Origin of the sequence: Marinococcus halophilus (genome assembly GCF_002265875.1) — a bacterium.
In the GTDB taxonomy this organism is placed as follows: Bacteria; Bacillota; Bacilli; order Bacillales; family Marinococcaceae; genus Marinococcus; species Marinococcus halophilus.
This window is the reverse complement of the sequence record NZ_NPFA01000001.1, coordinates 364,195-387,707: the sequence shown is the minus strand read 5'-3', so window position 1 is coordinate 387,707 and position 23,513 is coordinate 364,195. Positions and strand designations below refer to the sequence as shown.

Below are 23,513 nucleotides of genomic sequence, written 5' to 3'. Positions count from 1 at the left end.
AAGGTGGCTCATCGTGGCAGACACAGCGAAGACCCCGGTAAAAGTCGCTATGACGACCAACATGCAGCAGGAAGACGAACGTGAAACCATTCAGCTGAACGCAGATGGTGAAATGTATGAAAAACAGGAATGGACGTATGTCCGTTTTGAAGAAGAGCTCGAAGGCATAGGGAAAGTACAGACCACACTGAAAATCGGAAATGCGGAGGTTATGGTACTCCGAAGCGGGGCCGTGGCCATGCGACAGGTATACGCGTACGGTGAACGTACCGAAGGCACCTACGATATGGGCTACGGCCGTCTTCATACAGAAGCGGTAACAGATCATCTGGCTATAACGAAAGCCAATCTCGGCTGGATGATGCATATTGATTTTCATTACCGGCTAGTGTTGCAGGGAACGCCGGTAGGGCGTTACGAAATTTCGATCGTTATTGAGGAGGACGCATGAGCATATGAATATAATGGATCAGGTGAAAGAACAGCTAAAAACAGAAATTGCGGCGGCAATTGAAGCAGCAGGGCTTGCCCGGGAAGAGGAGGTCCCGGAAATTGTACTCGAAACCCCGAAGGAAAAAAGCCACGGGGACTTTGCGTCCAATGCAGCAATGAAGCTCGCAAGCGTGGCAAAAAAAGCGCCAAAGGCCATTGCCGAAGACATCGTAAACCACTTGAACACGGATAAAGCCTCTGTTAAAGAAATTGAAATTGCAGGGCCCGGCTTTATTAACTTTTTCATGGATAACCGTTATTTGATCGATGTAATTCCGGAAGTGCTTAATCAGGGAGCGGACTATGGCCGTTCTGACGTTGGAAATCAGAAGAAGGTTCAGGTGGAATTTGTATCGGCGAACCCGACCGGCAATCTCCATCTTGGCCACGCCCGCGGCGCGGCTGTGGGGGACTCACTCTGCAATATTCTGGACTTCGCCGGCTATGATGTGACGCGTGAATATTACATTAACGATGCCGGCAATCAGATCGTAAATCTGGCAAGATCAGTCGAAAGTCGGTATTTCGAAGCCCTTGGCATGGAAATGGAAATGCCTGAAGGCGGCTATCAGGGGGCAGATGTGCGCCAGTTTGGCGAAGAACTGGCCAGTGAGCAGGGTGACCGGTTCATCCGCGTCGAGGAAGAAGAACGGCTTGAATTTTTCCGTGAGTACGGCCTGAAGCGCGAAATTGAAAAGCTGAAGCAGGACCTTGAAAAATTCAGAGTCCGTTTTGACGTATGGTATTCGGAAACCTCCCTTTACACAAACGGCAATGTTGAAGAAACCCTGCAGTATCTGCACGACCAGGGCGAGACGTACGAAGAGGAGGGGGCGGTATGGTTCCGCTCGAGCCGGTACGGAGACGATAAAGACCGGGTGCTCGTGAAAAACGACGGTACCTACACGTACCTGCTGCCGGATATTTCGTATCACCGGGACAAATTTGATCGCGGGTTTGAAAAAGTTATTAATATCTGGGGAGCGGACCACCACGGCTATATTCCGCGGATGGAGGCAGCAGTGCAGGCGCTCGGTCATGATAAAGAACAGCTTGAAACGCAGATCATTCAGATGGTAAATCTGTTTGAGAACGGCGAGCGCGTGAAAATGAGCAAGCGGACTGGCAAGGCCGTAACGCTGAAGGACCTGATGGAGGAAGTCGGCATCGATGCTACCCGGTATTTCTTTGCAATGAGAAGCCCGGACACACATATGGACTTTGATTTGAGTTTGGCCAAATCGCAGTCGAACGAAAACCCAGTATACTATGTACAGTACGCCCATGCCCGTCTTTGCAGCATTTTCCGTCAGGCGGAGGAGCGCGGCATTATCTTTGACCCCCGGGCAGATTTGACGCCAATTCACAGTGAAAAGGAACTGGACGTGCTGAAGAAAATCGGGGAATTCCCGGAAGAAGTGGCAATTGCAGCGGATAAATACGCTCCGCACCGCATGACCACCTACCTCCATGAGCTGGCTTCTGCTTTTCACAGCTTCTACAACGCAGACCGCGTCATGGACGCGGAAGACGAGCCTAAAACCCAGGCAAGACTCGTGCTGGCGAAGGCAGTCCAGACGACGGTTCAGAACGGCCTGGATCTTATCGGCGTAAATGCGCCGGAAACGATGTAATAAAAAGGCACCACCTGGGGCGGGAGGTGCCTTTTTATTATGCTTTGGCAGGTGCTTTGTCATATGTCGATTCGATCTGCTCGTCGACTGGGAATTTGGTTCCCATGTAGGCGCGGGCCCGTTTAACAAATAGGGCGATCACAACGAGCGTTCCTATGGCTGCAATCATATAGCTTAATTCCATTGGCAGCCCGAAGCCGATGGGGGCGTTTAAAATGTAGGTGAACGTTGCCATAGTCATAAAGGTGGCTGGAATGGAAGCGACCCAGTGATTTTTGCCGGCAAGTACGAGATACATGGCTCCCACCCACAGGGCGATCATAGCGGTCGACTGGTTAGCCCAGGAAAAATACCGCCATAAAATGGTAAAGTCCATGTTTGTTAAAGCAAACGAAGCAACAAACAACGGAAGCGCGATCCACAGCCGGTTTGGCATTTTCTTTTGGTTGATCCGAAAGTAATCGGCAATAATCATCCGGGCACTTCTGAACGAGGTATCACCGGATGTGATTGGAAGCACTATAACCCCGATGACGGCGAGCGTACCGCCGACAGCGCCAAGCATCGTCATCGAAACCTCGCTTACGACCGCTCCCGGTCCACCGGCAGCGATAATTTCATTCAGGTTTACCCCATTGAAAATGCTCATGGCAGCAGCGGCCCAAATCATGGCGATGATGCCTTCGGCAATCATCATGCCATAGAAAATTTTTCTCCCACTGCCTTCATTTTCGGTGGTCCGGGAAATGATTGGCGTCTGGGTGGCATGGAAGCCTGAAATAGCCCCGCAGGAAATTGTTAGAAAGAGCAGCGGGAAAATAGGTGCCTGGTCAGGGTGCATGTTCTGGAACGAAAGCTCCGGAATCGGCTGCCCCTGGACAATGAGCCCGCCACCGATACCGACAGCGCTGAGTAGAAGCAGCGCCCCAAGAATCGGGTAAATTTTCCCGATGATTTTATCTACTGGAAGGATTGTTGCGAGAGTATAATAGGCGAAAATAACTGTAATAATAACAGCAAGGCCGATGCCTGCAGGAAGTATTCCGCTCAGGAGCTCCGCAGGAGCAGTGACGAAAACGGTTCCAACTAACAATAAAAGAAGAACAGAAAATCCATTTACAATATGCTTCATCGACTTTCCAAGAAATTTTCCGGCAAGCTGTGGAAGGTGGGCTCCGCCGTTGCGGATGGAAATCATGCCGGTTAAATAATCATGCACTGCGCCAGCGAAAATAGCGCCAAACACAATCCATAAAAAAGCAACAGGGCCGTAAAGAGCACCCATAATCGGGCCGAAGATTGGGCCGACGCCAGCGATGTTCAGCAGCTGAATCATAGAGTTCCGCTTCGTTCCCATGGGAAGGTAGTCGACGTTGTCCTGTTTAGTGAAGGCGGGGGTCGCCCGCTTATCGTTGGCGGTAAATAATTTTTCAATAAAAGCGCCGTATGTAAAATAGCCGATAATCAGTAACGCTACTGCGATGATAAAAGTAATCATGATGTCATCCTCTCAAAAGTGTTGAATACGCTTACACAATAGTTATACAACTGGTAATGACAAACGTCAAGCAAAAAACGGGGGAGGTCTGTACGGTTTTTATTGTACACAGGAAGGGTAAATAGTGGTAGAACGAGAAGACTACAGGAAGACGTGCTACTATGCAAAAGGAGGAAGCGATATGGCTGTTATTATCCGTCCGATGGAATACAAAGATTTGGACCGAATCCGTGAAGTAGCAAGAGACTGTTGGCATGATGCTTATGAAGGTATTATTCCGCTGCCGGCCCAGGAGATGTATTTAAGCCAGGCTTATAACGATGAGATGTTAATGCGCCGGATCTCGGGGCATACGTCCAAAGTAGCTGAAGTGGATGGGGAAGTCGTAGGATTTTCTGATTTAGGACCGATCGATGATAAACGAAGTTGTAAAATGTCTGCGATGTATTTGCTTCCTGATTATCAAAGCCGGGGAATTGGAAAACAGCTGTTTGACGAGACGCTGATGGAAGAGCCGAATGCTAAAAAGATCCGCGTCTATATAGAAGAAAAAAACACGCGCGGGCAGAAGTTTTACGAAGCGCAGGGATTTGAGAAAAAAGAAAAGCTGCAGGGGGAATTCGGCGGCTATCAGATACCAATGCTGATTATGGAGAAGGAGATGTAATGATGTTCGACTAAAACCGCTACGTCCTGTAGCAACGTCGAACTGACCCGCATCGTGCGGGATCGAAAAGCGGGGGAGGTGTCTTCCATCGAATTGATAACTTTAGGGATTTCGCTAGTATTATTGATTGGTATGATTGCCCAATGGCTTTCATGGAGGTGGGGGATACCTGCTATCGTAGGGATGACCCTGATGGGGTTATTTATTGGCCCGGGAATAAACTTGATTCATCCGGAACAATTGTTTGGGGATTTGCTTGAGCCGATTATTTCTTTAGCCGTTGCGATCATTCTGTTCGAAGGAAGTCTAAGCTTGGATCGAAGGGAAATTTTTCATTTTAAAGGACCGGTCAGGCGGATGTACACGTTAGTGCCGTTAATATCCTGGCTTTTAACAGCGGTCATTGCCAACGTGATAGTTGGCCTGTCCTGGGTGACCGCTTTTGTCATAGGCGGATTGTTTATTGTTACGGGCCCTACGGTTATTACTCCGTTATTAAAGAACGCCAATTTAAAAGAAAGACCTGATAGGATGCTCCGTTGGGAAGGGATTATTGTCGATCCCATGGGCGCCCTGGCGGCTTTATTTGCTCTTCAAATTGGCCTTGCGGCAAGCGGAGTCATAGATTCTGCTGCTCTCGGAGTCTACATTTTGGGAGCATTTACAGCTCTCGTTTTAGGAATAGGGGCTGGGCTTGGGACCAGCTATGCCTTCCGGCGATCTATAATCCCCGTCGATATGCAGGCGCCTATGATGTTTGCACTGGTTATTTTTATCTTTGCGGTCTCGGATTTGATCATGGAAGAGAGTGGATTACTGGCTGTGACAGCCATGGGTATTACCCTGGCCAACAGGGGGTTGAATGTTCCTATCTTAAATAACATACGCCATTTTAAAGAGAACATATCAACGTTGTTTATCAGTGCTGTATTTGTTTTGTTAACTTCTTCTCTTACGCGAACAGAATTAATGGAGCTATGGGATATCCGGATCATCGGGTTCGTACTTCTAATGATGTTGGTTGTGCGGCCATTGTCAGTCTGGATAGGCTTAGCGAACACGAAAGTGAGCCTGGGGGAAAAAGCCTTTATTGGCTGGATCGCCCCGCGTGGTGTTGTTGCTTTGACTGTCAGCGGCTATTTTCAGACAATATTGGTGGAAGCAGGTTTTACGGATGCGGAGCGGATACTCCCAATGACGCTGGCACTTGTGTTTATTACGGTAGTCATCCATGGTTACACATTGACACCCCTGGCAAAAAGGTTGAAATTGACCAAATAACAATTAAAGAAATATAAGTAATGCCCAAAAGCAAGACCGGCTCTGATAGTGAAGGTTATCGTCCTTTAGAGCTTTGAGCCGCCTTTTTATTTTGAGGTCATAAACAAAGACCTCCGAAAATAGATTCCCGGAGACCTTTGGCCAAATTTTAAAGCTGCTCCTCTATTGTGAGAAAGCAGCTTTGCACTTAATAAATGATTATTTTAATGGGTTACTTCATTTTTTAAGAGGACGATGCGGTGGTAAGGAAACTCTTCTTCTTTTCCTACAATTGGGTAATCACTGAATTCCACAATAACTGTGCGTTCAAATTCAGAAATGACTTTCATTTCATACCCCTCGTAATGAACTACCTCTCCGGGTTCGAATTGGTCGAATTGTTTTTCGCCAGCCATTTACATCAACACCTTTAACTTTATTAAAATATAATACCCTTTTTTATAGTAATTAAACGTTGTTTGAAAATACAGGCATATTACGTATATTTTCGTGAAAGAGGAACGATTTGTCAATAAGGTTGCAGCATACTGGTAAATCAGCTAAACTAATTGAAGTTTTTGATAGAACGAAAAAATGGAGGATGGTCATGAGCCTGGAAGAAAAAGAGAGGAAGCTGCAGGAGCTCACAGCGAGGGAAGCGCTTCTTGGTGTTGCTATTGCTGTCGGCCATTTTATCTGGTGGTTTGGTTTTGCATACGGGCTTGGAGGCAGAGACCCGCAGAATTATCAATACATACTTGGCATGCCTGACTGGCTTTTTTACAGCTGTGTGCTTGGACCGGTTCTTTTACTCCTCACTCTATGGTTTGTCGTAAAATATGTACTGCGTGATATTCCTCTTGACCAGGAGGAAGACAAATGAATATAGAAGTGATTATCCCATTAGTCGTATTTTTACTATTTACATTTTTAATCGGTATTTGGTCGGCCAAAAAAAGGTCGGGAGCCGCTTCTTTTCTTCATGACTATTACTTAGGAAGCCGTGAACTCGGCGGCCTGGTGCTTGCGATGACGATGGTCGCGACATATGGCAGTGCTAGCAGCTTTGTCGGGGGCCCCGGAATTGCTTATGACCGCGGGCTTGGCTGGGTGCTTTTATCCATGGCCCAGGTGGTTACCGGCTATTTCACGCTGATGATCCTTGGCAAGCGTTTTGCCGTCATGGCCCGCCGGTACAAGGCTGTGACCCTTGTGGATTTCCTCCGCTCCCGCTACAACAACGGGCTGGTCGTTATTTTAGGGGCGTTCAGCATTGTGATCTTTTTATTTTCTGCCATGGCTGCCCAGTGGGTCGGCGGAGCCAGGCTCATCGAATCGGTGACAGGCATGAGCTATCAGGCGTCCCTGTTCCTTTTTGCTGCGGCCGTGCTGTTTTATGTCATTATTGGAGGCTTCCGGGCGGTGGTAGTCACTGACGCAGTCCAGGGTATTATTATGGTAGTTGGAACATTAATTATTTTCACCGCGACGCTGATAGCCGGCGGTGGCATGAACAATATTATGACTTCCCTGTACCAGGAAAATCCGAATCTCGTTACCCCATTCGGGGCGGACGGGGACTTAACCGCGCTTTACGTTTCTTCCTTCTGGATTTTAGTCGGTGTGGGGGTCGTCGGGCTGCCTCAGGTGGCTGTCCGCGCGATGTCGTATAAAAGCTCGGCTGCTATGCACCGTGCGCTTCTGATCGGAACGGCGGTAGTTGCTTTTATGATGTTTGGCATGCATATGGCCGGAGTTATGGGACGTGTCGTCGTCCCGGGCATTGAAGTTGCTGATACCGTTATGCCGGAGCTTACGATGACCGTCCTTCCCGGATGGCTGGCGGGCATCGTACTAGCAGCGCCAATGGCTGCCATCATGAGCACCGTGGATTCTCTGCTTTTGATGATCAGCTCCTCGGTAGTAAAAGATGTGTACATCAACTACGTAAAACCTGATGCCCGGGAACACAGAATACGTCTGCTGAGCCTGATTGTTACGGCCGCAGTTGGCATTATTGTCGTAGCTATTTCATGGAGTCCGCCGGAATTTTTAATCTGGCTGAATCTGTTTGCTTTTGGAGGGCTTGAAGCAGCGTTTATATGGCCAATCGTTTTAGGGTTATACTGGAAAAAAGCAAACGGCTGGGGAGCGCTGTCTGCAATGGTTACCGGCATTGCCTCTTACATGGTTATTTCGATCTGGCTTCCGGGGTGGCTTGGGATGCATGAAGTAGTGATGCCCGTTCTTTTTTCCCTGGCAGCGTTTGTACTTGTTTCCCTTATCACAAATCAGCGGCAGAACGGCTGGGCTCCGTTGGAGAATGATTAAGCAGGCAGGAAGGAAATTCTGTCAGGAAGAATTGAATAATAATTATGGAATTTTCCTTCAAAATATGTTTATAATTTTAGGTATGAATTTTCGTAGCGATGAAGCGATTAATATAAAGATAGTAGTATAAGGGCATGTTCGTGAAAAGGAGCGATGAAGCTGTGAAAATAAATGAGTTAAGCGAAGAAAAAGTACGGGAAATGTCTTCGATGGAACTGGCGTATATGATTCTTGAAGAAGAGGGCGGAGCATCAGGCTACACAAGAGTCATGGATCGTCTGACAGAGCTAAAAGGGTACACGGAGGAAGAAAGAAAAAGCCGGATGATCAAGTTGTTTACCTCCATGAATCTGGATGGACGGTTTGTGCATCTGGGTGAAAACCACTGGGGACTTCGCGGATGGTATCCTCTTGATCAGTCAGATGAAGAACTGAGCCATACTGTGCAGGGCTCAGATGAACTTGCCGATGAGATCGATCCGGAAGAAGAAACGTATGATGACGACCTGGTAGACATCTCCGATGATCTGGACGCCATCTCTAAAAAAGATGATGCCGATGAAGACACTTTTGATGACAATGATCTCGAAGGCTTCGAGCCAGGCAATGCCGGTGCAGGATACGACGAGGACGAAGAGGAAGACGAAGAAGAAAGTGAAAGCGACAATACAGAAGAAAGTGAAGAAGAGCGGTAATTTTATCGTGGGCATATCTTGACTTTCGAAACACGTATAGGTACAATCATTTTTGGGCTGTGACGTAAAGGTGAAAATGATACCTATATAAGCATGAACGACAAACAAAAGTGTGCCCCCTCCATATGGTGGCAGGGCACCACTTTTGTTTTTTTTATGAATAAAGAAAAGCGAAGGAGCCTTGCTCAACCGCGACAGGTACTTCCCAGACGTGCAGGACAGCCTGCTGCCCGAAACCGGCTGGAAAGTAACCTCGAGTGGTTAGGCTCCGAAGCTGGACATCGAAAAGCGCAGGAAGCCTGTTCAGCAGCGCGGACCCTGGAAACACTATTTTAAAGGACATTTATATAAAGAGAGGCAGATAGGTATATGGCGAGTAAATATATTTTCGTTACTGGCGGCGTTGTATCTTCGTTAGGTAAAGGCATTACAGCAGCTTCCCTTGGAAGACTGCTTAAAAACAGAGGACTTAGTGTTACTATCCAAAAGTTTGACCCGTATATCAACGTGGATCCGGGAACAATGAGCCCGTACCAGCACGGGGAGGTTTTTGTTACAGATGACGGAGCGGAAACTGATCTGGATCTCGGACACTATGAGCGCTTTATCGATATTAACCTCAGCAAAAACAGCAATGTCACCACCGGAAAAGTATACTCATCCGTTATTCGCAAAGAACGGCGCGGTGACTATCTCGGGGGCACCGTGCAGGTGATCCCGCACGTCACAAATGAAATCAAAGAGCGCGTGTACCGCGCCGGGAGAGAAACAGGAGCCGATGTAGTAATTACAGAAATCGGCGGCACGGTCGGGGATATTGAAAGTCTGCCGTTCCTCGAGGCCATTCGCCAGATTAAAAGCGATGTCGGACGCGATAATGTCATGTATGTACACTGTACATTAATTCCTTACTTATCCGCGGCGGGGGAAATGAAATCCAAACCGACGCAGCACAGTGTCAAAGAACTTCGCGGCATCGGTATCCAGCCGAACATCATTGTGCTTCGGACAGAAAAACCGGTACCGGAAAACATGAAAGAAAAAATTGCTTCGTTTTGTGATGTCCCATCAGAATCGGTCATTGAGGCAGGAGACGCAGAAGTGCTGTACCAGATCCCGCTGGAACTGCAGCGCCAGCATATGGATCAGATCGTTTGTGATCACTTGAAGCTCACAGCGCCACCGGCGGAAATGACTGAATGGACTGCGCTTGTCGACCGGGTAAAGAACTTAAGTAAAACCATACGTATCGCGCTTGTCGGGAAATACGTTGCTCTTCCGGATGCGTACCTGTCGGTAGCAGAGTCGCTGAAACATGCCGGCTACCACTTTGATGCAGATATTGAAATCGACTGGGTGCAGTCGGAGGATCTCGATAAAGACAACGTGGCAGAACGCCTGAAGGATGCTGATGGAATTCTCGTGCCTGGAGGCTTTGGAGACCGGGGCATTCAAGGTAAGATTGAAGCCATTACCTACGCCCGGGAGCAGAAAATTCCGTTTCTCGGAATTTGCCTCGGCATGCAGCTTGCAAGCGTGGAGTTTGCAAGAAACGTGGCCGGCATCAACGACGCCGGTTCAGCAGAATTCCATCCTGATGCCAAGAACGCAGTCATTGATCTGCTTCCGGAGCAGAAGGACGTAGAAGACCTTGGCGGCACGCTTCGGCTCGGTCTGTACCCTTGTAAATTAAAAGAAGGGTCCCGGGCAAAAGAAGCTTATGATGATGCAGAGATCGTTTACGAACGTCACCGCCACCGCTATGAATTCAGCAACGCTTACAGAGAGCAGCTTGAAAATAACGGATTTATCTTCAGTGGCACGAGCCCCGACGGCCGTCTGGCGGAAATTATTGAAGTAGCAGACCACCCTTACTTTGTTGCTTCGCAGTTCCACCCGGAATTTGTATCCCGCCCGACCCGCCCGCAGCCTTTGTTCCGCGAATTTATTCGTCACTCTGCAGGGGAATAACACGAAAGCAAGCCTGGATGGTGCATACCATCCAGGCTTTTTTGGGCCGGAAAAACAACTGCGTTATTCGAGTTCATCCGATAATTCTTTAATGTATAAATAGAAAAGCTGGCCGGCGAAAAAGGCTGATAAAGCAAATGGGTTCCCGTAGCGCTCTCCCTTTTCATCGGGAATCACCGGCTCGGTCGAAGGCGCAGAAATATGGCAGTTTAACGGCCCGAGCAGTTCATTTATCCGGGCGTCATCCTGTGAATAAATAATGAGAGGTGTTTCGCTGGCTTCGCACGTTTGGATAAACGAAAGCATTTCCTCCCCCTCATCGGGATGAACGATTAGAAACAGGCGGTCGACCTCGGACAGCGCTTCTGTATCAGGAGACGGCACAATAGCTGTCGTTCCTTCGGGGGCGTCAGGGTGGTCCGCAAGCGCCAGGGCAATCGAATGGGCAGACGGGGAGCCCGCGATCCAGAGCCTGCCCAGTCCCCGTACAGCCTGTACGGCTAAACGCGCTGCATCCTCAAATTCCTCCTCCTGGTCCATGATGCTTTGAAATTTCCCCTGTAGCTGAGTAGAAAAAATTTTCATAAAAATCCTCTTTTCTGCTTTGGAATTGATGCCTGGCTGAAACTTACGTGGTCATAAACCTCATAGTAATATATACTGCAGGGAGAAGAAAGTGGAGAAGGAGGGAATTGTGTCATGGAACGGGTGTTAATTGTAGATGATCAAATGGGGATCCGGCTTCTTTTGAAAGAGGTGCTCGAAGAAGAAGGCTATACCGTCAAAGAAGCCCATAACGGCGAACTTGCTTTACATATGGTGGAGGAGTGGACGCCTGACATTTTTATCATTGATATGAAACTCCCGGGCATCAACGGACTCACTCTGCTTAAAGAGCTCCAAAGTTCTTCGCGTCTTGACGATGCCTATGTAATTATAATGACTGCCTTTGGCGAAAAGGAGCAGGTGGAAGCGGCCAGGCAAAACGGAGCGGACTACTATATCGCCAAGCCTTTTGATATCGAAAACTTAAAGAGCGTCATCGGCAAACTTTCGGAAGAAGGGTGACAACCAGCCTTGATATGCTATAATGAATAAAGAATTTGAGTAAGATCTACATAGCATAGTTGGTTTGTTTTTAAGCAGAAGTATTTGTCAGTAAGAAAGCCCTGATTATACTATTTTCGCGCTTTTATATCCACTATTCGATGCAGCCTGCATAAAAGCTGCAGATACTTTCGTGTGCTTATATATATTTACTATGTATGGGAAGATGCTCAAACATTTTGCTTGAAACGAAGAGGGAGGATATTTTTTATGCCATTGGTATCAATGACGGAAATGCTGAAAACAGCACAAAAAAATCAGTATGCCGTAGGACAGTTCAACTTGAACAACATGGAATTCACCCAGGCCATTCTTCAGGCGGCTGAAGAGGAAAAATCTCCAGTAATCTGCGGCGTTTCTGAAGGCGCGGCCCGCTACATGGGCGGTTTTGAAACAGTCGTTACGCTGGTAAAGGCGTTAATGAAAGAATACAACGTAACAGTGCCTGTAGCCATTCACCTCGACCACGGTTCGAGCTTTGAGAACTGCATGAAAGCCATGAAAGCGGGATTCACTTCTGTGATGATCGACGGATCCCACCACCCGCTCGAATACAACATCGAAATGACTAAGCGCGTCGTAGACGCAGCCCACGCGATCGGCGTATCTGTAGAGGCTGAGCTTGGCCGTGTTGGCGGCCAGGAAGACGACCTGATCGTTTCTGAAGCGGAAGAAGCTTACGCTATTCCGGCAGAGTGTAAAGAGCTTGTAGAACAGACAGGCGTCGACTGCTTTGCAGCAGCGCTTGGTTCCGTGCACGGCCCTTATAAAGGGGAGCCGAATCTCAGCTTCACACGCATGGAAGAAATCCAGCAGCTCGTGGAGGTGCCATTTGTCCTGCACGGCGGCACAGGCATTCCGACCGAAGACGTGAAAAAAGCGATTCGCTACGGTCACGCAAAAGTGAATGTAAACACGGAAAGCCAGATGTCTTCTGCGGCAAAGGTACGTGAAGTATTGGCAGAGCAGCCGGATCAGTATGATCCTCGTAAATACCTCGGCCCGGCACGTGATGCTATTAAAGAAACAGTGAAGTTCAAAATGCAGGAATTTGGTTCTTCCAACCAGGCATAACTAATAAGCATAAAAGCGAAGAAAAGGGGCCCGCTACCGGGCCGCCTTGTTCTCCGCCTTACTTTCTTCTTTTCATAGTAAAATAGTTTGCAAGCGTTTGCTTAGTCCGGATAAAGAGTATCAAATAATAGGAGGGAACATGTATGCAGTTTTTTGTAGATACAGCGAATGTCGATGAAATTAAAGAGGCGAATGCCCTCGGGATTCTTGCGGGCGTTACGACAAACCCGAGCCTGGTCGCTAAAGAAGGCGTCGATTTTCACGAACGGTTAAAGGAAATTACTGCGATTGTCGACGGCTCTGTCAGCGCTGAAGTTATTTCAACTGAAGCGGAAGGCATGATTACGGAAGGCCGGGAGCTAGCAAAAATCGCTCCGAATATTACAGTCAAAGTTCCGATGACGCTTGAAGGCATGAAGGCCGTAAAGGTCTTTACAGAAGAAAATATCCAAACAAACGTTACGCTCGTCTTTTCTTCCGTGCAGGCTCTGATTGCAGCGAGAGCGGGCGCGACATATGTGTCACCTTTCCTTGGACGTCTCGATGATATCGGGCATAACGGACTGGATTTGATCAGTGAGATTTCCGAAATCTTTAACGTTCACGGCATCGAGACGAAAATTATTGCTGCTTCTGTGCGCCATTCCACTCACGTAGCAGAAGCAGCGGCCCGCGGTGCCCATATCGCGACGATTCCGTTTAAAGTGGTTCCTGGCCTTCTGAAGCATCCATTAACAGATCAGGGCATTGAAAAATTCCTGAACGACTGGGAAAACCGCAAGCAGTAAAAACAATAGCACAGGCTTCTGCAGGGTTTCTGCAGAAGCTTTTTTTGTATGAAAATTCAGCCAAATTCTCTTGCTAATAAGTGGAAAAACATCTATGCTAAAAAAAGAAAACACTTTTGTTAATTAGTAGGTCACAAATAGCCGAAAAGAAGCAGCATCTGGCAAGCACTGCTGCAGGATGCAGCTTTTACATACCGGTTCATATAAACTAGCTGTGGATTCCGGAAAATGACTGTAGAGGATGATTACATGCAGAAAATGATCATTGAAGGCGGCAGGCCTTTGGAAGGAAGGGTGTCGATCAGCGGGGCAAAAAACAGTGCGGTGGCCTTAGTGCCGGCTGCTTTAATGGCAAATGGCCACGTCACCCTGGAAAACCTTCCGGACATTGATGACATAGATACCCTGGCAGAGATTTTGCAGGGCGTTGGAGCGAATGTAAAAACAGAAAATCACCGAATGAAAATCAATGCGAAAAACGTTCGTCCGCTGCCGATGCCAAATGGCAAAGTAAAAAAGCTGCGTGCTTCCTACTATCTGATGGGAGCGATGCTCGGCCGGTTCAAAAAAGCGGTCATCGGCATGCCTGGTGGATGCTACCTGGGCCCGCGGCCGATTGATCAGCACATTAAAGGCTTTGAAGCTTTAGGTGCCACGGTCGAAAATGAACACGGTTCGCTCCATATTTACGCTAAAGAGCTGAAAGGGGCCCGTATTTATCTAGACGTAGTGAGTGTCGGCGCGACCATTAATATTATGATGGCAGCGGTGATGGCCAAGGGGCAGACAGTCATCGAAAATGCCGCGAAAGAGCCGGAAATCATCGATGTAGCCACGCTTCTGACGAATATGGGGGCAAATATTAAAGGCGCAGGAACAAACGTGATCCGCATTGACGGTGTAGAAGAATTAAACGGATGCACTCATTCGATTATTCCCGACCGGATCGAGGCAGGAACGTATATGATTGCCGGTGCGGCTATGGGAAGTGAAGTAGTGATAGACAACGTCATCCCGGATCATTTAGAAGCGTTAACGGCAAAACTCCGGGAAACAGGAACGGGCGTTGAATGGTTTGACAATTCAGTCCGGGTTACCGGGGTAGACCGCCTGCAGGCAGTCCAGTTAAAAACACTCGTCTACCCCGGCTTTCCGACCGATCTGCAGCAGCCGTTTACGGCACTTATGACGAGAGCTGAAGGAAAAACAATCGTTCACGACACCATCTATCCGTCCCGGTTCAAGCATGTGGATGAGCTTGCACGAATGGGAGCAGAGGTAACCACAAGTGAAGGAACGGCAATTGTGCGGGGTCCGGCGGACCTTCAGGGCGTTCAGGTAACGGCGAGCGATCTGAGAGCAGGCGCCGCATTAATCGTGGCCGGGTTGATGGCCGACGGCAGGACCGTTATCACCGGGTTTGAACATGTGGCCCGGGGATATGAAAAAATCGAACATAAATTGCGTTATTTAGGCGCTGAGGTCCGTTTGGAAACCATCAGCGAACAGGAAATGCAGGAAATTCAAAATTCATAAGCCTGGGGGAATGTAACAATGGAAAGAAGTTTATCGATGGAGCTGGTACGAGTTACGGAAGCAGCAGCGCAAGCCTCTGCCCGCTGGATGGGCCGGGGCAAGAAGGACGAGGCTGACGACGCTGCAACCAGCGCCATGCGTGACGTATTTGACACAATTCCAATGAAGGGCACCGTCGTAATCGGTGAAGGGGAGATGGATGAAGCCCCGATGCTCTACATTGGAGAAAAACTCGGCACAGGCTTCGGCCCGAGAGTTGATGTAGCGGTAGATCCGCTTGAAGGCACAGAAATTGTTGCCAGCGGCTCATGGAACGCCCTGGCAGTGCTTGCTATTGCTGACCATGGACGGCTTCTTCATGCGCCCGATATGTACATGGATAAAATTGCAGTAGGCCCTGAAGCGATCGGGCAAATAGATATCGATGCACCGGTCGCAGATAACCTGCATGCTGTAGCAAAGGCAAAAGGCAAGGATATCGAAGATGTAGTTGTCACTATTTTAGACAGAGAGCGTCATGCCAAGCTGATTCAGGAGGTCCGCGACACCGGCGCCCGCATTAAACTGATCCCGGCCGGGGACGTGGCCGGGGCGATTAATACGGCCTTTGATGAAACAGGTGTAGACATACTGCTGGGCTCCGGAGGAGCGCCGGAGGGAGTAATCGCCGCTGTCGGTCTCAAGTGCCTGGGCGGGGAAATGCAGGGCAAGCTTCTTCCCCAGAACGACGATGAGCTGGCCCGGTGCACAGAAATGGGCATTGATGATGTCAACCGGCCGCTTCTCATGTCGGACCTGGTGGGCGGAGAGGACTGCATTTTCGCCGCTACCGGGGTAACAGAGGGCGAACTGCTGAAAGGCGTGAATTTCAAAAGCTCCAAGGCTACAACTCAGTCTCTCGTTATGCGGGCAAAATCAGGGACGGTCCGCTTTGTTGACGGCAAGCACAACGTGCAGAAAAAGCCGGATTTTGTCATTAGAGACGAATAGCACGGGGAGAGGCCGGAGAGATCTGGCCTCTTCTTATTTGATGCAGGAAGCATGTTAAACTGATAATTTTGCTTGCAGACAGAGGCATTCAAAGTTAAAATAATGAAGTACAATCTGTATTTATAATATATGTACGGCCATTCAACAGTTCTCCTCTCCTTTATGCAGAGTGAAGGCATATCTGCTTCAACGCTTCATGAACGCAGGGCACCCATTCCTTTTCTTATCTTTCATTTATCCCAACACGCTGTGCAGGAAAACCATAACAGAAATAAAAAAGACAGCTTACATTCGCAAAGTGTAAGTGTTTCTTCACGTTAATAAAACTAATATACACGATTAATTTGTCCGCATTCAGAATAGAAAAAGAAAGTGGTGACGGCATTGGCAGTCAACATCGCAGAGCTCGAAACAATGACGCTGAAAGAATTGTACCGGCTCGCCAAAGAATACAAGGTATCGTATTACAGCAAATTAAACAAACGGGAGCTTGTGTTTGCGATCTTAAAGGGGCAGGCAGAAAAAGACGGCCTGATGTTTATGGAAGGCGTGCTCGAAATTATCCAGACAGAAGGCTATGGTTTTTTGCGCCCAATCAACTACCTGCCCAGTACGGAAGATATTTACATCTCTGCGTCCCAGATCCGCCGTTTTGATCTAAGAAACGGGGATAAGGTTTCCGGCAAAGTACGGCCGCCGAAGGATTCAGAGCGCTACCACGGCCTCCTGCAGGTGGAGGCGGTCAACGGGGAAGATCCGGACTCTTCGAAGGAGCGACCACATTTTCCTGCTTTGACCCCGCTGTACCCGGAGGAGCGTATGCAGATGGAAACCCATCCAAATCGTGCTTCTTCCCGGATTATCGACCTGATTACCCCGGTCGGCTTCGGCCAGCGCGGACTTATTGTAGCTCCACCCAAAGCCGGTAAGACGTCGCTGCTGAAAGAAATAGCCAACAGCATCACCGAAAACCATCCGGAAACCGAACTGATTGTGCTGCTTGTGGACGAGCGCCCGGAGGAAGTAACAGACATTGAGCGTTCTGTCGACGGGGACGTGGCTAGTTCGACGTTTGACGAAGTGCCGGAAAATCATATTAAGGTTTCGGAGCTTGTACTCGAACGGGCAATGCGCCTTGTGGAGCATAAAAAGGATGTCGTCATTCTGCTCGACAGCATTACCCGTCTTGCAAGAGCATATAACCTTGTACTGCCACCGAGCGGACGTACGCTCTCCGGTGGTATTGACCCGGCGGCGCTTCACCGTCCGAAGCGTTTTTTCGGAGCAGCGCGCAATATTGAAGAAGGCGGAAGCCTGACCATTCTAGCGACAGCTCTTGTAGAAACCGGATCGCGGATGGATGATGTGATTTATGAAGAATTTAAAGGCACCGGCAACATGGAACTCCACCTTGACCGCCGATTGGCCGAGCGTCGTATCTTCCCGTCAATCGACATCCGCCGCTCGAGTACCCGGAAGGAAGAACTGCTCGTTTCTAAGGAGCACCTGGATAATTTATGGGCGATCCGCAAAACCATGAACGATTCCCCGGACTTTGTGGATCACTTTATCCGGCGCATCAAACAGACCAAGACGAACGAAGAATTTTTTGAAGAACTTCAAAAAGATAAACAGGGAAAAGTAACGACCGGAAAGAAATAACCGAAATGAACGATTGATAAATTTCGGGGAAGTTGTTATAATCTCGTTATGTGTGAAAAAGAGAAGAATCGAAAGGAAGTGACCAGCTATGAAACAACAGGTGCATCCGGAATATCATAAAGTTGTGTTTATGGATACAAGTACGGGATTCAAGTTCTTGAGCGGTTCGACAGAAAGCTCGTCGGAAACCATCGAATGGGAAGACGGAAACACGTACCCAGTAATCAAAATTGAGGTAAGCTCCGACTCCCACCCGTTCTATACCGGTAAGCAGAAGCAGAATACTGCCGGCGGCCGTGTGGACAAGTTCAAAAGAAAATACAACCGCTAAGCACAATGGTTGGGTAAAGGCGGAAGCTGCGGCTTCCGCCTTTTTTATGTAACAAACAGATGTTGATAAGCAGGGGAGACTAATATGGCGCAATTATTTTTTAAATACGGCACAATGAACAGCGGCAAGTCCATCGAAATTTTAAAGGTGGCCCATAATTATGAAGAGCAGAATAAACCGGTGCTGATCTTCACTTCTGGTCTTGATGACCGGCGCGGTGTCGGGTTTGTAGCGAGCAGAATCGGAGTGGAGCGCGAAGCCGTTCCAATTTTTGAAGAAACAAACATTTACGATATCGTGCGAAAAGAAGCGGAGCGTCCGTTCTGTATTCTCGTGGATGAGGCACAGTTTCTTTCCCAGGAGCACATCATTCAACTGGCAGAAATTGTAGACAACCTCGATATTCCAGTGATGAGCTTTGGGCTGAAAAACGATTTTCAAAATGAGCTGTTTGAAGGCAGCAAGCATTTGCTGCTGTACGCGGACAAAATTGAGGAAATGAAAACCATCTGCTGGTTCTGCCATAAAAAAGCAGTCATGAATTTAAGGCTCGACGGCGAGGGGCGCCCGATTTATACAGGTGAGCAGATTCATATCGGCGGCAATGATTCCTATTATCCAGTATGCCGAAGATGCCATGCCAATCCGCCTATTGCTCTGTAAAAAGAGAACAAGCCAACCGGTGCAATGCTGGTTGGCTTGTTTTGTTCAGTACAATGAAGTTATTTCGCACGCCGGATCACCTGTTGCAGTGGATCCCATACCTTGTTGTACGGAGGGGCATAGCTTAAATCCAGGTCTTCAAATTCAGCGATGGTCATACGGTGAAAGAGAGCGGTTGCTAGAACGTCGAGCCGTTTATCGGTGCCGTCCCCGCCGATAAGCTGGCCTCCGAGGATAATGCCGGTGTCCGGACAGTACGTCACTTTAATATGAAGCTTGCTATTTCCCGGGAAATAGCCGGCATGGCTCGATGTAGTAAGTGTTTGGCTGCGGTAAGGAAAACGCATGTCGGCAGCTTCCGCTTCAGAAATACCGGTTTTGCCGAGCGTTAAACTAAAAAAGCGGAGAATAGACGTCCCGGTCACGCCTTTAAAGGACTTTACGCTTCCGGCCATGTTGAGCCCGGCAACCCGTCCTTGTTTATTGGCATGCGTTCCGAGCGGAAGATAATCATCGATTTCCTTAATCCGGTGGAACTGGGTAGCACAGTCTCCAGCGGCATAAATGCCGGGGACATTGGTCTCCATATAGCGATTCACCTGGAGAGCACCGTTGCCGTGCCGGAACAGACCGCATTTGGACACCATCTCCGTATTCGGGCGAAGGCCAACGCCGACAATTACCGCGTCAGTTTTAACCACCCGCTGCTCCGTATGGACGGCTTCCACCCGGCTGCTGCCTGACAGACGCTGAATGTTTTCCCCGAAAAGCAGTTCAATGCCGTTTGCTTCCGCTTCTTCGGCAATATGCGCTGCCATGTCAGGGTCGAATATGCCCGCAAGCTGGTCGCCGCGCTGCACGAGCGTCACTTTTTTCCCGGCATGAATACAGTTTTCTGCCACTTCAAGGCCGATGTAGCCGCCTCCTACAACAGTAACATGGTCCACGTTAACGAGCTCCGCTTTGATCGTTTCGGCGTCCGGAATCGTTTTTAACGTATGGACGCCCTCGAGCTCCCGGCCCGGCCAGTTGGGCAGGAGCGGACGCCCGCCGGAAGCGATCAGCAGTTTATCATACGAAATTTGAAACGATTCCTCCGTGTCGGTGCGTGTGCCCATCACTTCTTTTTTATCCGCATTGACACCGGTAACCTCGTGATTCACCCGGGCATCGATGCCGTACTTTTCCCGAAACGTATCAACATCGCGGGCAATTAAATTCGAGCTGTCTTCGACTTCACCCCCGAGTATGTATGGAAGTCCGCACTGGGCGTAGGAATACACTTCCCCGGCTTCAAGCGTAACAATCTCTGCGTTCTCATCCTGCCGGTAGATCTGCATGGCTGCACTCATGCCGGCGGCATCTCCGCCAATAATGACGTATTTCATCTTTTTTCCCCCTTCTGCTGGAACAATAGGCACTTACAGAGCGGTTCCCCGCGCCCGGCCTGATCAAACGAAATTTATAGAAGCGACGGTATTTTGACGCCCCTATGCCCCTGTATTATAATTAGTATACTGTAAAAGAGAGCGAGAAACGTGTAAACGTAACGATATGCCCTTGAAACGGATAAAATTTAAAAATAGAGGTGAACGGTGTGTTAGAGCGACTGCAGACGGTAGAAGACCGTTATGAATATTTAAACGAACAGCTGAGCGACCCGGAAATCGCGAACGATCCGAATAAAATTAAGGAGCTGTCCAAAGAACAGGCCCAGATGGAGCGGACAGTAGAGGTTTACCGGGAATATAAAGAAGCCCGGCAGCAGCTTGATGAGGCAAAATCAATGCTTGAAGACGAGCTCGATGCAGAAATGAAAGACATGGTGAAGTCGGAAGTGGAAGAATTGAGTGAGCGTATTGAAAACCAGGAGGAAGAGCTTCGGCGGCTGCTTCTTCCGAAGGATCCAAACGACGACAAAAACGTCATTATTGAAATACGGGGAGCCGCAGGCGGCGAAGAAGCGGCGCTGTTTGCCGCTGATTTATATAAGATGTATTCCCGCTATGCGGAAAAACAAGGATGGAAAGCAGAAATCGTGGAATCGACTGCAAGCGACCTCGGCGGCTTCCGGGAAATCATTTTTATGATAAACGGTGATTCGGCCTATTCGAAAATGAAATACGAGAACGGAGCCCACCGGGTTCAGCGGGTGCCGAGCACAGAGTCGGGTGGACGGGTGCATACGTCCACAGCCACAGTGGCTGTGCTTCCGGAAGCTGAGGAAGTCGAGGTAGATATTCACGATAAGGACATTCGTGTGGATACATTCGCAGCAAGCGGTCCCGGCGGCCAGAGCGTTAACACTACCATGTCGGCGGTGCGGCTCACTCACGTGCCGACAGGCATTGTCGCTTCTTGCCAGGACGGCAAATCCCAGATTAAAAATAAAGAAAAAGCAATGACAATTCTCCGCGCCCGCGTATATGATAAATTCCAGCAGGAGGCCCAGGCAGAGTACGATGAAACCCGGAAATCAGCGGTAGGGACCGGGGACCGTTCCGAACGGATCCGGACATACAATTTTCCGCAGACGCGTGTCACGGACCACCGTATCGGACTGACGCTGCAGAAGCTCGACCAGATTCTCCAGGGAGAGCTGGATCAGGTTATTGAGCCGCTCGTGATGGAAGAGCAGGCCGAACTGATGGAAAAAGCAGGCGAAGCGTAATGAAAGAGGAACCATTTGTATTTGAAGCCCGAAAATGGGCTTCTTCTTTTTTAAGTGAACACGGAAGAGAAGAAACGGCGGCGGATTGGCTTTTGGAGCATCACCTGCAGCTCTCCCGCTCCCAGCTGCTGGCTGCTTCGGGGGAGCCGGTAGCTCGACAGACGTGGGAGCAGTTCCAGCAGGACGTACGTATCCACGCAGCGGGAACCCCGGTTCAGCATTTAACCGGGAGAAGCTCCTTTTATGATCGTGAGTTTCACGTCAACGCCAATGTGCTGATCCCGCGGATGGAAACCGAGGAGCTTGTCTGGTACGTGATTGACTGGGTACAAAAAAATAAAGATCTGAAGGCTCCGCGCATTGTCGATGTAGGTACAGGCAGCGGAATTATCGCCGTTACGCTTGCACTGGAAATTCCGCCGGCCCGGGTGCAGGCTGTGGATATTGATAGCCGGGCGCTTGAAATGGCTAAACAGAACGCGGCACGACTCCAGGCACCGGTCACCTTTCATCAGGAATCATTTCTTGAAGGCATGGTGCTCCGGAAAGAGAAGGCTGATGTGGTTGTATCCAATCCGCCGTATATTCCAAAGAAGGAATGGGAACAGCTTGACCCGCTTGTCCGGGACAAGGAGCCTGCGGTGGCATTGATTGGTGAGGGCGAAGAAGGCATTCACAGCTATGAAGAAATTGTTAAACATGCTGTTGATATTCTCGCTCCCGGTGGCCTGCTCGCTTTTGAAATTGGCTGGCAGCAGGGACACTCCGTGAAGAAAGCGATTGAAAAAGCGTTTCCGGGAAAAATGGTCCAAGTAATAAAAGACTTGAATGGAAATGACCGAATCGTTACAGTTGTGAATAAGTAGGGACGTTATCCCCGAGATGTGGATAAAAAAAGATAAATCATCCTTATATGTGGAAAACATTAATTTTTCGTAAAAAATGTAAATTCAAAGGCTGGATTAACAGGAAAACCCAAAGTTATCCACAGAAAATTAGAGCTTGTTGATAGTGTGAAAAAACAAAAATAAACCAAACTGGACCTTGGTTATGAAAGCATTTTAACTTTTTGGAAGGAAAGAAAGCTGCATGAGTTATAAACAGACAGTTATAAGAAATGTGGATAATATTAGCGGGGAAATTCCAGAGAAGTCGGTATTAAAGGAAATGGGGCTGTGGATAAAGCAGGGTAAGACAGTGGCTCTCCCTACGGAGACCGTATACGGACTGGGGGCAAGCGCCGTATGCACGGAAGCCGTCCGGGCTATTTTTAAAGCCAAAAACCGGCCGCCGGACAATCCGTTGATTGCCCATATCGCTGACCGTGCGCAGCTTGACGCACTCGGGGTTACGTGGACAGAGAACATGAAAAAGCTGATGGACACGTTCTGGCCTGGCCCTTTAACGCTTATATTTCCACTGACGAAAGAAACCCCTCTCTCCTCTCTTGTCACCGCCGGGTTACCTACGGTGGCAGTCCGTATTCCGGAGCATGAGGTGGCGAGAGCACTGCTAACTTACGCTGGGGTTCCAGTAGCGGCACCAAGCGCCAATCGTTCCGGCTCTCCGAGTCCGACAACCGCAGAGCATGTTTACAATGACCTGAGCGGAAAAATTGATGCGGTAATTGACGGCGGCGCGTGCGGCTACGGAGTAGAATCCACCGTCGTGGATTGCACCACAGAGGTTTGCTGGATTCTGCGTCCGGGTGGAGTAACGAAGGAACAGCTCGAGCGGGTGCTCGGCCCGGGGACAGTCCGCTATTCCCACAGCGCGTCCTCCGAAGAATCTCCTGCAGCGCCAGGAATGAAATACCGCCACTATTCCCCCGCAACGCCTCTCTATTTAATGGAAGGACCGGAAGAGATGTGGCAGAACAGGCTGAGGGCATACCAACAGGAAGGGAAAAAAGTTGCGGTGCTTGCTGTGGAGGAAAACAAACCTGCATGGAAGCAGGCGGATGCTTTCTTTAGTTTAGGTTCACGCCGGGCCCCTGAAGAAACGGCAGCAAAATTATACGCAGTACTCCGCGAATTAGATACAATAGATGCAGACGCAGCCTTCTGCGAAGTTTTTGCAAAAGAAGGCATTGGGGCCGCGCTCATGAACCGCCTGGAAAAAGCAGCATCTTCAGAAGCATGAA

24 protein-coding genes are annotated in these 23,513 nt (G+C 49.0%); 20 read left to right on the top strand and 4 right to left on the bottom strand.

Annotated elements, in window-relative coordinates:
• Nucleotides 1-13: 13 nt before the first annotated feature.
• Both CHL76_RS01905 and argS read left to right on the top strand, forming a co-directional pair.
• The gene (locus tag CHL76_RS01905; protein WP_079474671.1) at nucleotides 14-451 is read left to right on the top strand and encodes a YwiB family protein; all 438 of its coding nucleotides are present in this window, start codon (nucleotides 14-16) and stop codon (nucleotides 449-451) included.
• A gap of 4 nt (nucleotides 452-455) precedes the next feature.
• Nucleotides 456-2,126: an arginine--tRNA ligase gene (gene argS, locus CHL76_RS01900; protein WP_079474672.1), complete on the top strand. Its 1,671-nt coding sequence runs from the start codon at nucleotides 456-458 to the stop codon at nucleotides 2,124-2,126.
• A gap of 37 nt (nucleotides 2,127-2,163) precedes the next feature.
• On the opposite strand, the gene CHL76_RS01895 is transcribed toward argS, so the two are convergent.
• Complete coding sequence (locus tag CHL76_RS01895) at nucleotides 2,164-3,624, bottom strand: carbon starvation CstA family protein (protein ID WP_094907703.1); 1,461 nt, start codon at nucleotides 3,622-3,624, stop codon at nucleotides 2,164-2,166.
• Nucleotides 3,625-3,805: 181 nt separating this feature from the next.
• Between CHL76_RS01895 and CHL76_RS01890 the strand changes: the two genes are divergently transcribed.
• Both CHL76_RS01890 and CHL76_RS01885 read left to right on the top strand, forming a co-directional pair.
• Nucleotides 3,806-4,291: a GNAT family N-acetyltransferase gene (locus CHL76_RS01890; protein WP_079474674.1), complete on the top strand. Its 486-nt coding sequence runs from the start codon at nucleotides 3,806-3,808 to the stop codon at nucleotides 4,289-4,291.
• A gap of 54 nt (nucleotides 4,292-4,345) precedes the next feature.
• Nucleotides 4,346-5,572: a cation:proton antiporter gene (locus CHL76_RS01885; protein ID WP_233133190.1), complete on the top strand. Its 1,227-nt coding sequence runs from the start codon at nucleotides 4,346-4,348 to the stop codon at nucleotides 5,570-5,572.
• Nucleotides 5,573-5,775: 203 nt separating this feature from the next.
• Here CHL76_RS01885 and CHL76_RS01880 read toward each other — a convergent pair whose 3' ends face one another.
• The gene (locus CHL76_RS01880) at nucleotides 5,776-5,967 is read right to left on the bottom strand and encodes a hypothetical protein (protein WP_022794603.1); all 192 of its coding nucleotides are present in this window, start codon (nucleotides 5,965-5,967) and stop codon (nucleotides 5,776-5,778) included.
• A gap of 191 nt (nucleotides 5,968-6,158) precedes the next feature.
• On the opposite strand from CHL76_RS01880, the gene CHL76_RS01875 reads away from it, so the two are divergent.
• The 5 genes from CHL76_RS01875 (at nucleotide 6,159) to CHL76_RS01860 (ending at nucleotide 10,548) form a co-directional block, all read left to right on the top strand.
• A complete protein-coding gene (locus CHL76_RS01875) occupies nucleotides 6,159-6,434 on the top strand; it encodes a YhdT family protein (protein WP_233133189.1) in 276 nt (91 codons plus the stop codon).
• Nucleotides 6,431-7,882: a sodium/pantothenate symporter gene (panF, locus tag CHL76_RS01870; protein ID WP_079474675.1), complete on the top strand. Its 1,452-nt coding sequence runs from the start codon at nucleotides 6,431-6,433 to the stop codon at nucleotides 7,880-7,882. The genes CHL76_RS01875 and panF overlap by 4 nt, the downstream gene beginning before the upstream one ends.
• Nucleotides 7,875-8,012 carry a hypothetical protein gene (locus tag CHL76_RS16900; protein ID WP_158219029.1) on the top strand — a complete coding sequence of 46 codons (138 nt, stop codon included), beginning with the start codon at nucleotides 7,875-7,877 and terminating at the stop codon, nucleotides 8,010-8,012. The genes panF and CHL76_RS16900 overlap by 8 nt, the downstream gene beginning before the upstream one ends.
• A 31-nt stretch (nucleotides 8,013-8,043) precedes the next feature.
• Entirely contained in the window at nucleotides 8,044-8,577 is a 534-nt protein-coding gene (gene rpoE, locus CHL76_RS01865; RefSeq protein WP_158219028.1) for a DNA-directed RNA polymerase subunit delta, read from the top strand.
• Between the two features lie 369 nt (nucleotides 8,578-8,946).
• A complete protein-coding gene (locus CHL76_RS01860; RefSeq protein WP_079474677.1) occupies nucleotides 8,947-10,548 on the top strand; it encodes a CTP synthase in 1,602 nt (533 codons plus the stop codon).
• Nucleotides 10,549-10,611: 63 nt separating this feature from the next.
• Here CHL76_RS01860 and CHL76_RS01855 read toward each other — a convergent pair whose 3' ends face one another.
• Nucleotides 10,612-11,133: a DUF2529 family protein gene (locus CHL76_RS01855; RefSeq protein WP_094907701.1), complete on the bottom strand. Its 522-nt coding sequence runs from the start codon at nucleotides 11,131-11,133 to the stop codon at nucleotides 10,612-10,614.
• Between the two features lie 114 nt (nucleotides 11,134-11,247).
• Between CHL76_RS01855 and CHL76_RS01850 the strand changes: the two genes are divergently transcribed.
• From CHL76_RS01850 to CHL76_RS01815, 8 genes are all read left to right on the top strand, one after another.
• Complete coding sequence (locus tag CHL76_RS01850) at nucleotides 11,248-11,616, top strand: response regulator (RefSeq protein WP_094907700.1); 369 nt, start codon at nucleotides 11,248-11,250, stop codon at nucleotides 11,614-11,616.
• A 249-nt stretch (nucleotides 11,617-11,865) separates the two neighbouring features.
• Nucleotides 11,866-12,729 (top strand): class II fructose-1,6-bisphosphate aldolase, encoded by an 864-nt coding sequence (fba, locus tag CHL76_RS01845; RefSeq protein WP_079474680.1) that lies wholly within the window; start codon nucleotides 11,866-11,868, stop codon nucleotides 12,727-12,729.
• Nucleotides 12,730-12,872: 143 nt separating this feature from the next.
• Entirely contained in the window at nucleotides 12,873-13,517 is a 645-nt protein-coding gene (fsa, locus tag CHL76_RS01840) for a fructose-6-phosphate aldolase (protein ID WP_079474681.1), read from the top strand.
• A gap of 249 nt (nucleotides 13,518-13,766) precedes the next feature.
• Nucleotides 13,767-15,053: a UDP-N-acetylglucosamine 1-carboxyvinyltransferase gene (locus CHL76_RS01835; protein WP_079474682.1), complete on the top strand. Its 1,287-nt coding sequence runs from the start codon at nucleotides 13,767-13,769 to the stop codon at nucleotides 15,051-15,053.
• An 18-nt stretch (nucleotides 15,054-15,071) separates the two neighbouring features.
• Nucleotides 15,072-16,043, top strand: a complete 972-nt coding sequence (glpX, locus tag CHL76_RS01830; protein ID WP_094907699.1) for a class II fructose-bisphosphatase — start codon at nucleotides 15,072-15,074, stop codon at nucleotides 16,041-16,043.
• A gap of 384 nt (nucleotides 16,044-16,427) precedes the next feature.
• Entirely contained in the window at nucleotides 16,428-17,705 is a 1,278-nt protein-coding gene (gene rho, locus CHL76_RS01825) for a transcription termination factor Rho (RefSeq protein ID WP_079474684.1), read from the top strand.
• An 88-nt stretch (nucleotides 17,706-17,793) separates the two neighbouring features.
• The gene (locus CHL76_RS01820; RefSeq protein WP_022794589.1) at nucleotides 17,794-18,036 is read left to right on the top strand and encodes a type B 50S ribosomal protein L31; all 243 of its coding nucleotides are present in this window, start codon (nucleotides 17,794-17,796) and stop codon (nucleotides 18,034-18,036) included.
• 84 nt (nucleotides 18,037-18,120) lie between these two features.
• Nucleotides 18,121-18,699, top strand: a complete 579-nt coding sequence (locus tag CHL76_RS01815; RefSeq protein WP_079474685.1) for a thymidine kinase — start codon at nucleotides 18,121-18,123, stop codon at nucleotides 18,697-18,699.
• Nucleotides 18,700-18,758: 59 nt separating this feature from the next.
• On the opposite strand, the gene CHL76_RS01810 is transcribed toward CHL76_RS01815, so the two are convergent.
• Nucleotides 18,759-20,087: an FAD-dependent oxidoreductase gene (locus CHL76_RS01810; RefSeq protein ID WP_079474686.1), complete on the bottom strand. Its 1,329-nt coding sequence runs from the start codon at nucleotides 20,085-20,087 to the stop codon at nucleotides 18,759-18,761.
• Between the two features lie 209 nt (nucleotides 20,088-20,296).
• Here CHL76_RS01810 and prfA point away from each other — a divergent pair, with 209 nt between their 5' ends.
• From prfA to CHL76_RS01795, 3 genes are all read left to right on the top strand, one after another.
• Nucleotides 20,297-21,370, top strand: a complete 1,074-nt coding sequence (gene prfA, locus CHL76_RS01805; RefSeq protein ID WP_079474687.1) for a peptide chain release factor 1 — start codon at nucleotides 20,297-20,299, stop codon at nucleotides 21,368-21,370.
• Entirely contained in the window at nucleotides 21,370-22,236 is an 867-nt protein-coding gene (prmC, locus tag CHL76_RS01800) for a peptide chain release factor N(5)-glutamine methyltransferase (protein WP_079474688.1), read from the top strand. The genes prfA and prmC overlap by 1 nt, the downstream gene beginning before the upstream one ends.
• A gap of 223 nt (nucleotides 22,237-22,459) precedes the next feature.
• On the top strand, nucleotides 22,460-23,512 hold the full coding sequence (locus tag CHL76_RS01795; protein ID WP_094907697.1) for an L-threonylcarbamoyladenylate synthase: 1,053 nt from the start codon (nucleotides 22,460-22,462) through the stop codon (nucleotides 23,510-23,512).
• The last annotated feature ends 1 nt before the right edge of the window (nucleotide 23,513 follow it).

What these genes read in the sequence shown, in the direction of transcription:
- argS (WP_079474672.1), top strand. Translation starts at nt 456, where the DNA reads ATGAATATAATGGATCAGGTGAAAGAACAGCTAAAAACAGAAATTGCG.
- CHL76_RS01895 (WP_094907703.1), bottom strand. Translation starts at nt 3,624, where the DNA reads ATGATTACTTTTATCATCGCAGTAGCGTTACTGATTATCGGCTATTTT.
- CHL76_RS01890 (WP_079474674.1), top strand. Translation starts at nt 3,806, where the DNA reads ATGGCTGTTATTATCCGTCCGATGGAATACAAAGATTTGGACCGAATC.
- CHL76_RS01880 (WP_022794603.1), bottom strand. Translation starts at nt 5,967, where the DNA reads ATGGCTGGCGAAAAACAATTCGACCAATTCGAACCCGGAGAGGTAGTT.
- CHL76_RS01875 (WP_233133189.1), top strand. Translation starts at nt 6,159, where the DNA reads ATGAGCCTGGAAGAAAAAGAGAGGAAGCTGCAGGAGCTCACAGCGAGG.
- panF (WP_079474675.1), top strand. Translation starts at nt 6,431, where the DNA reads ATGAATATAGAAGTGATTATCCCATTAGTCGTATTTTTACTATTTACA.
- CHL76_RS16900 (WP_158219029.1), top strand. Translation starts at nt 7,875, where the DNA reads ATGATTAAGCAGGCAGGAAGGAAATTCTGTCAGGAAGAATTGAATAAT.
- CHL76_RS01860 (WP_079474677.1), top strand. Translation starts at nt 8,947, where the DNA reads ATGGCGAGTAAATATATTTTCGTTACTGGCGGCGTTGTATCTTCGTTA.
- CHL76_RS01855 (WP_094907701.1), bottom strand. Translation starts at nt 11,133, where the DNA reads ATGAAAATTTTTTCTACTCAGCTACAGGGGAAATTTCAAAGCATCATG.
- CHL76_RS01850 (WP_094907700.1), top strand. Translation starts at nt 11,248, where the DNA reads ATGGAACGGGTGTTAATTGTAGATGATCAAATGGGGATCCGGCTTCTT.
- fba (WP_079474680.1), top strand. Translation starts at nt 11,866, where the DNA reads ATGCCATTGGTATCAATGACGGAAATGCTGAAAACAGCACAAAAAAAT.
- fsa (WP_079474681.1), top strand. Translation starts at nt 12,873, where the DNA reads ATGCAGTTTTTTGTAGATACAGCGAATGTCGATGAAATTAAAGAGGCG.
- CHL76_RS01835 (WP_079474682.1), top strand. Translation starts at nt 13,767, where the DNA reads ATGCAGAAAATGATCATTGAAGGCGGCAGGCCTTTGGAAGGAAGGGTG.
- glpX (WP_094907699.1), top strand. Translation starts at nt 15,072, where the DNA reads ATGGAAAGAAGTTTATCGATGGAGCTGGTACGAGTTACGGAAGCAGCA.
- CHL76_RS01820 (WP_022794589.1), top strand. Translation starts at nt 17,794, where the DNA reads ATGAAACAACAGGTGCATCCGGAATATCATAAAGTTGTGTTTATGGAT.
- CHL76_RS01815 (WP_079474685.1), top strand. Translation starts at nt 18,121, where the DNA reads ATGGCGCAATTATTTTTTAAATACGGCACAATGAACAGCGGCAAGTCC.
- CHL76_RS01810 (WP_079474686.1), bottom strand. Translation starts at nt 20,087, where the DNA reads ATGAAATACGTCATTATTGGCGGAGATGCCGCCGGCATGAGTGCAGCC.
- prmC (WP_079474688.1), top strand. Translation starts at nt 21,370, where the DNA reads ATGAAAGAGGAACCATTTGTATTTGAAGCCCGAAAATGGGCTTCTTCT.
- CHL76_RS01795 (WP_094907697.1), top strand. Translation starts at nt 22,460, where the DNA reads ATGAGTTATAAACAGACAGTTATAAGAAATGTGGATAATATTAGCGGG.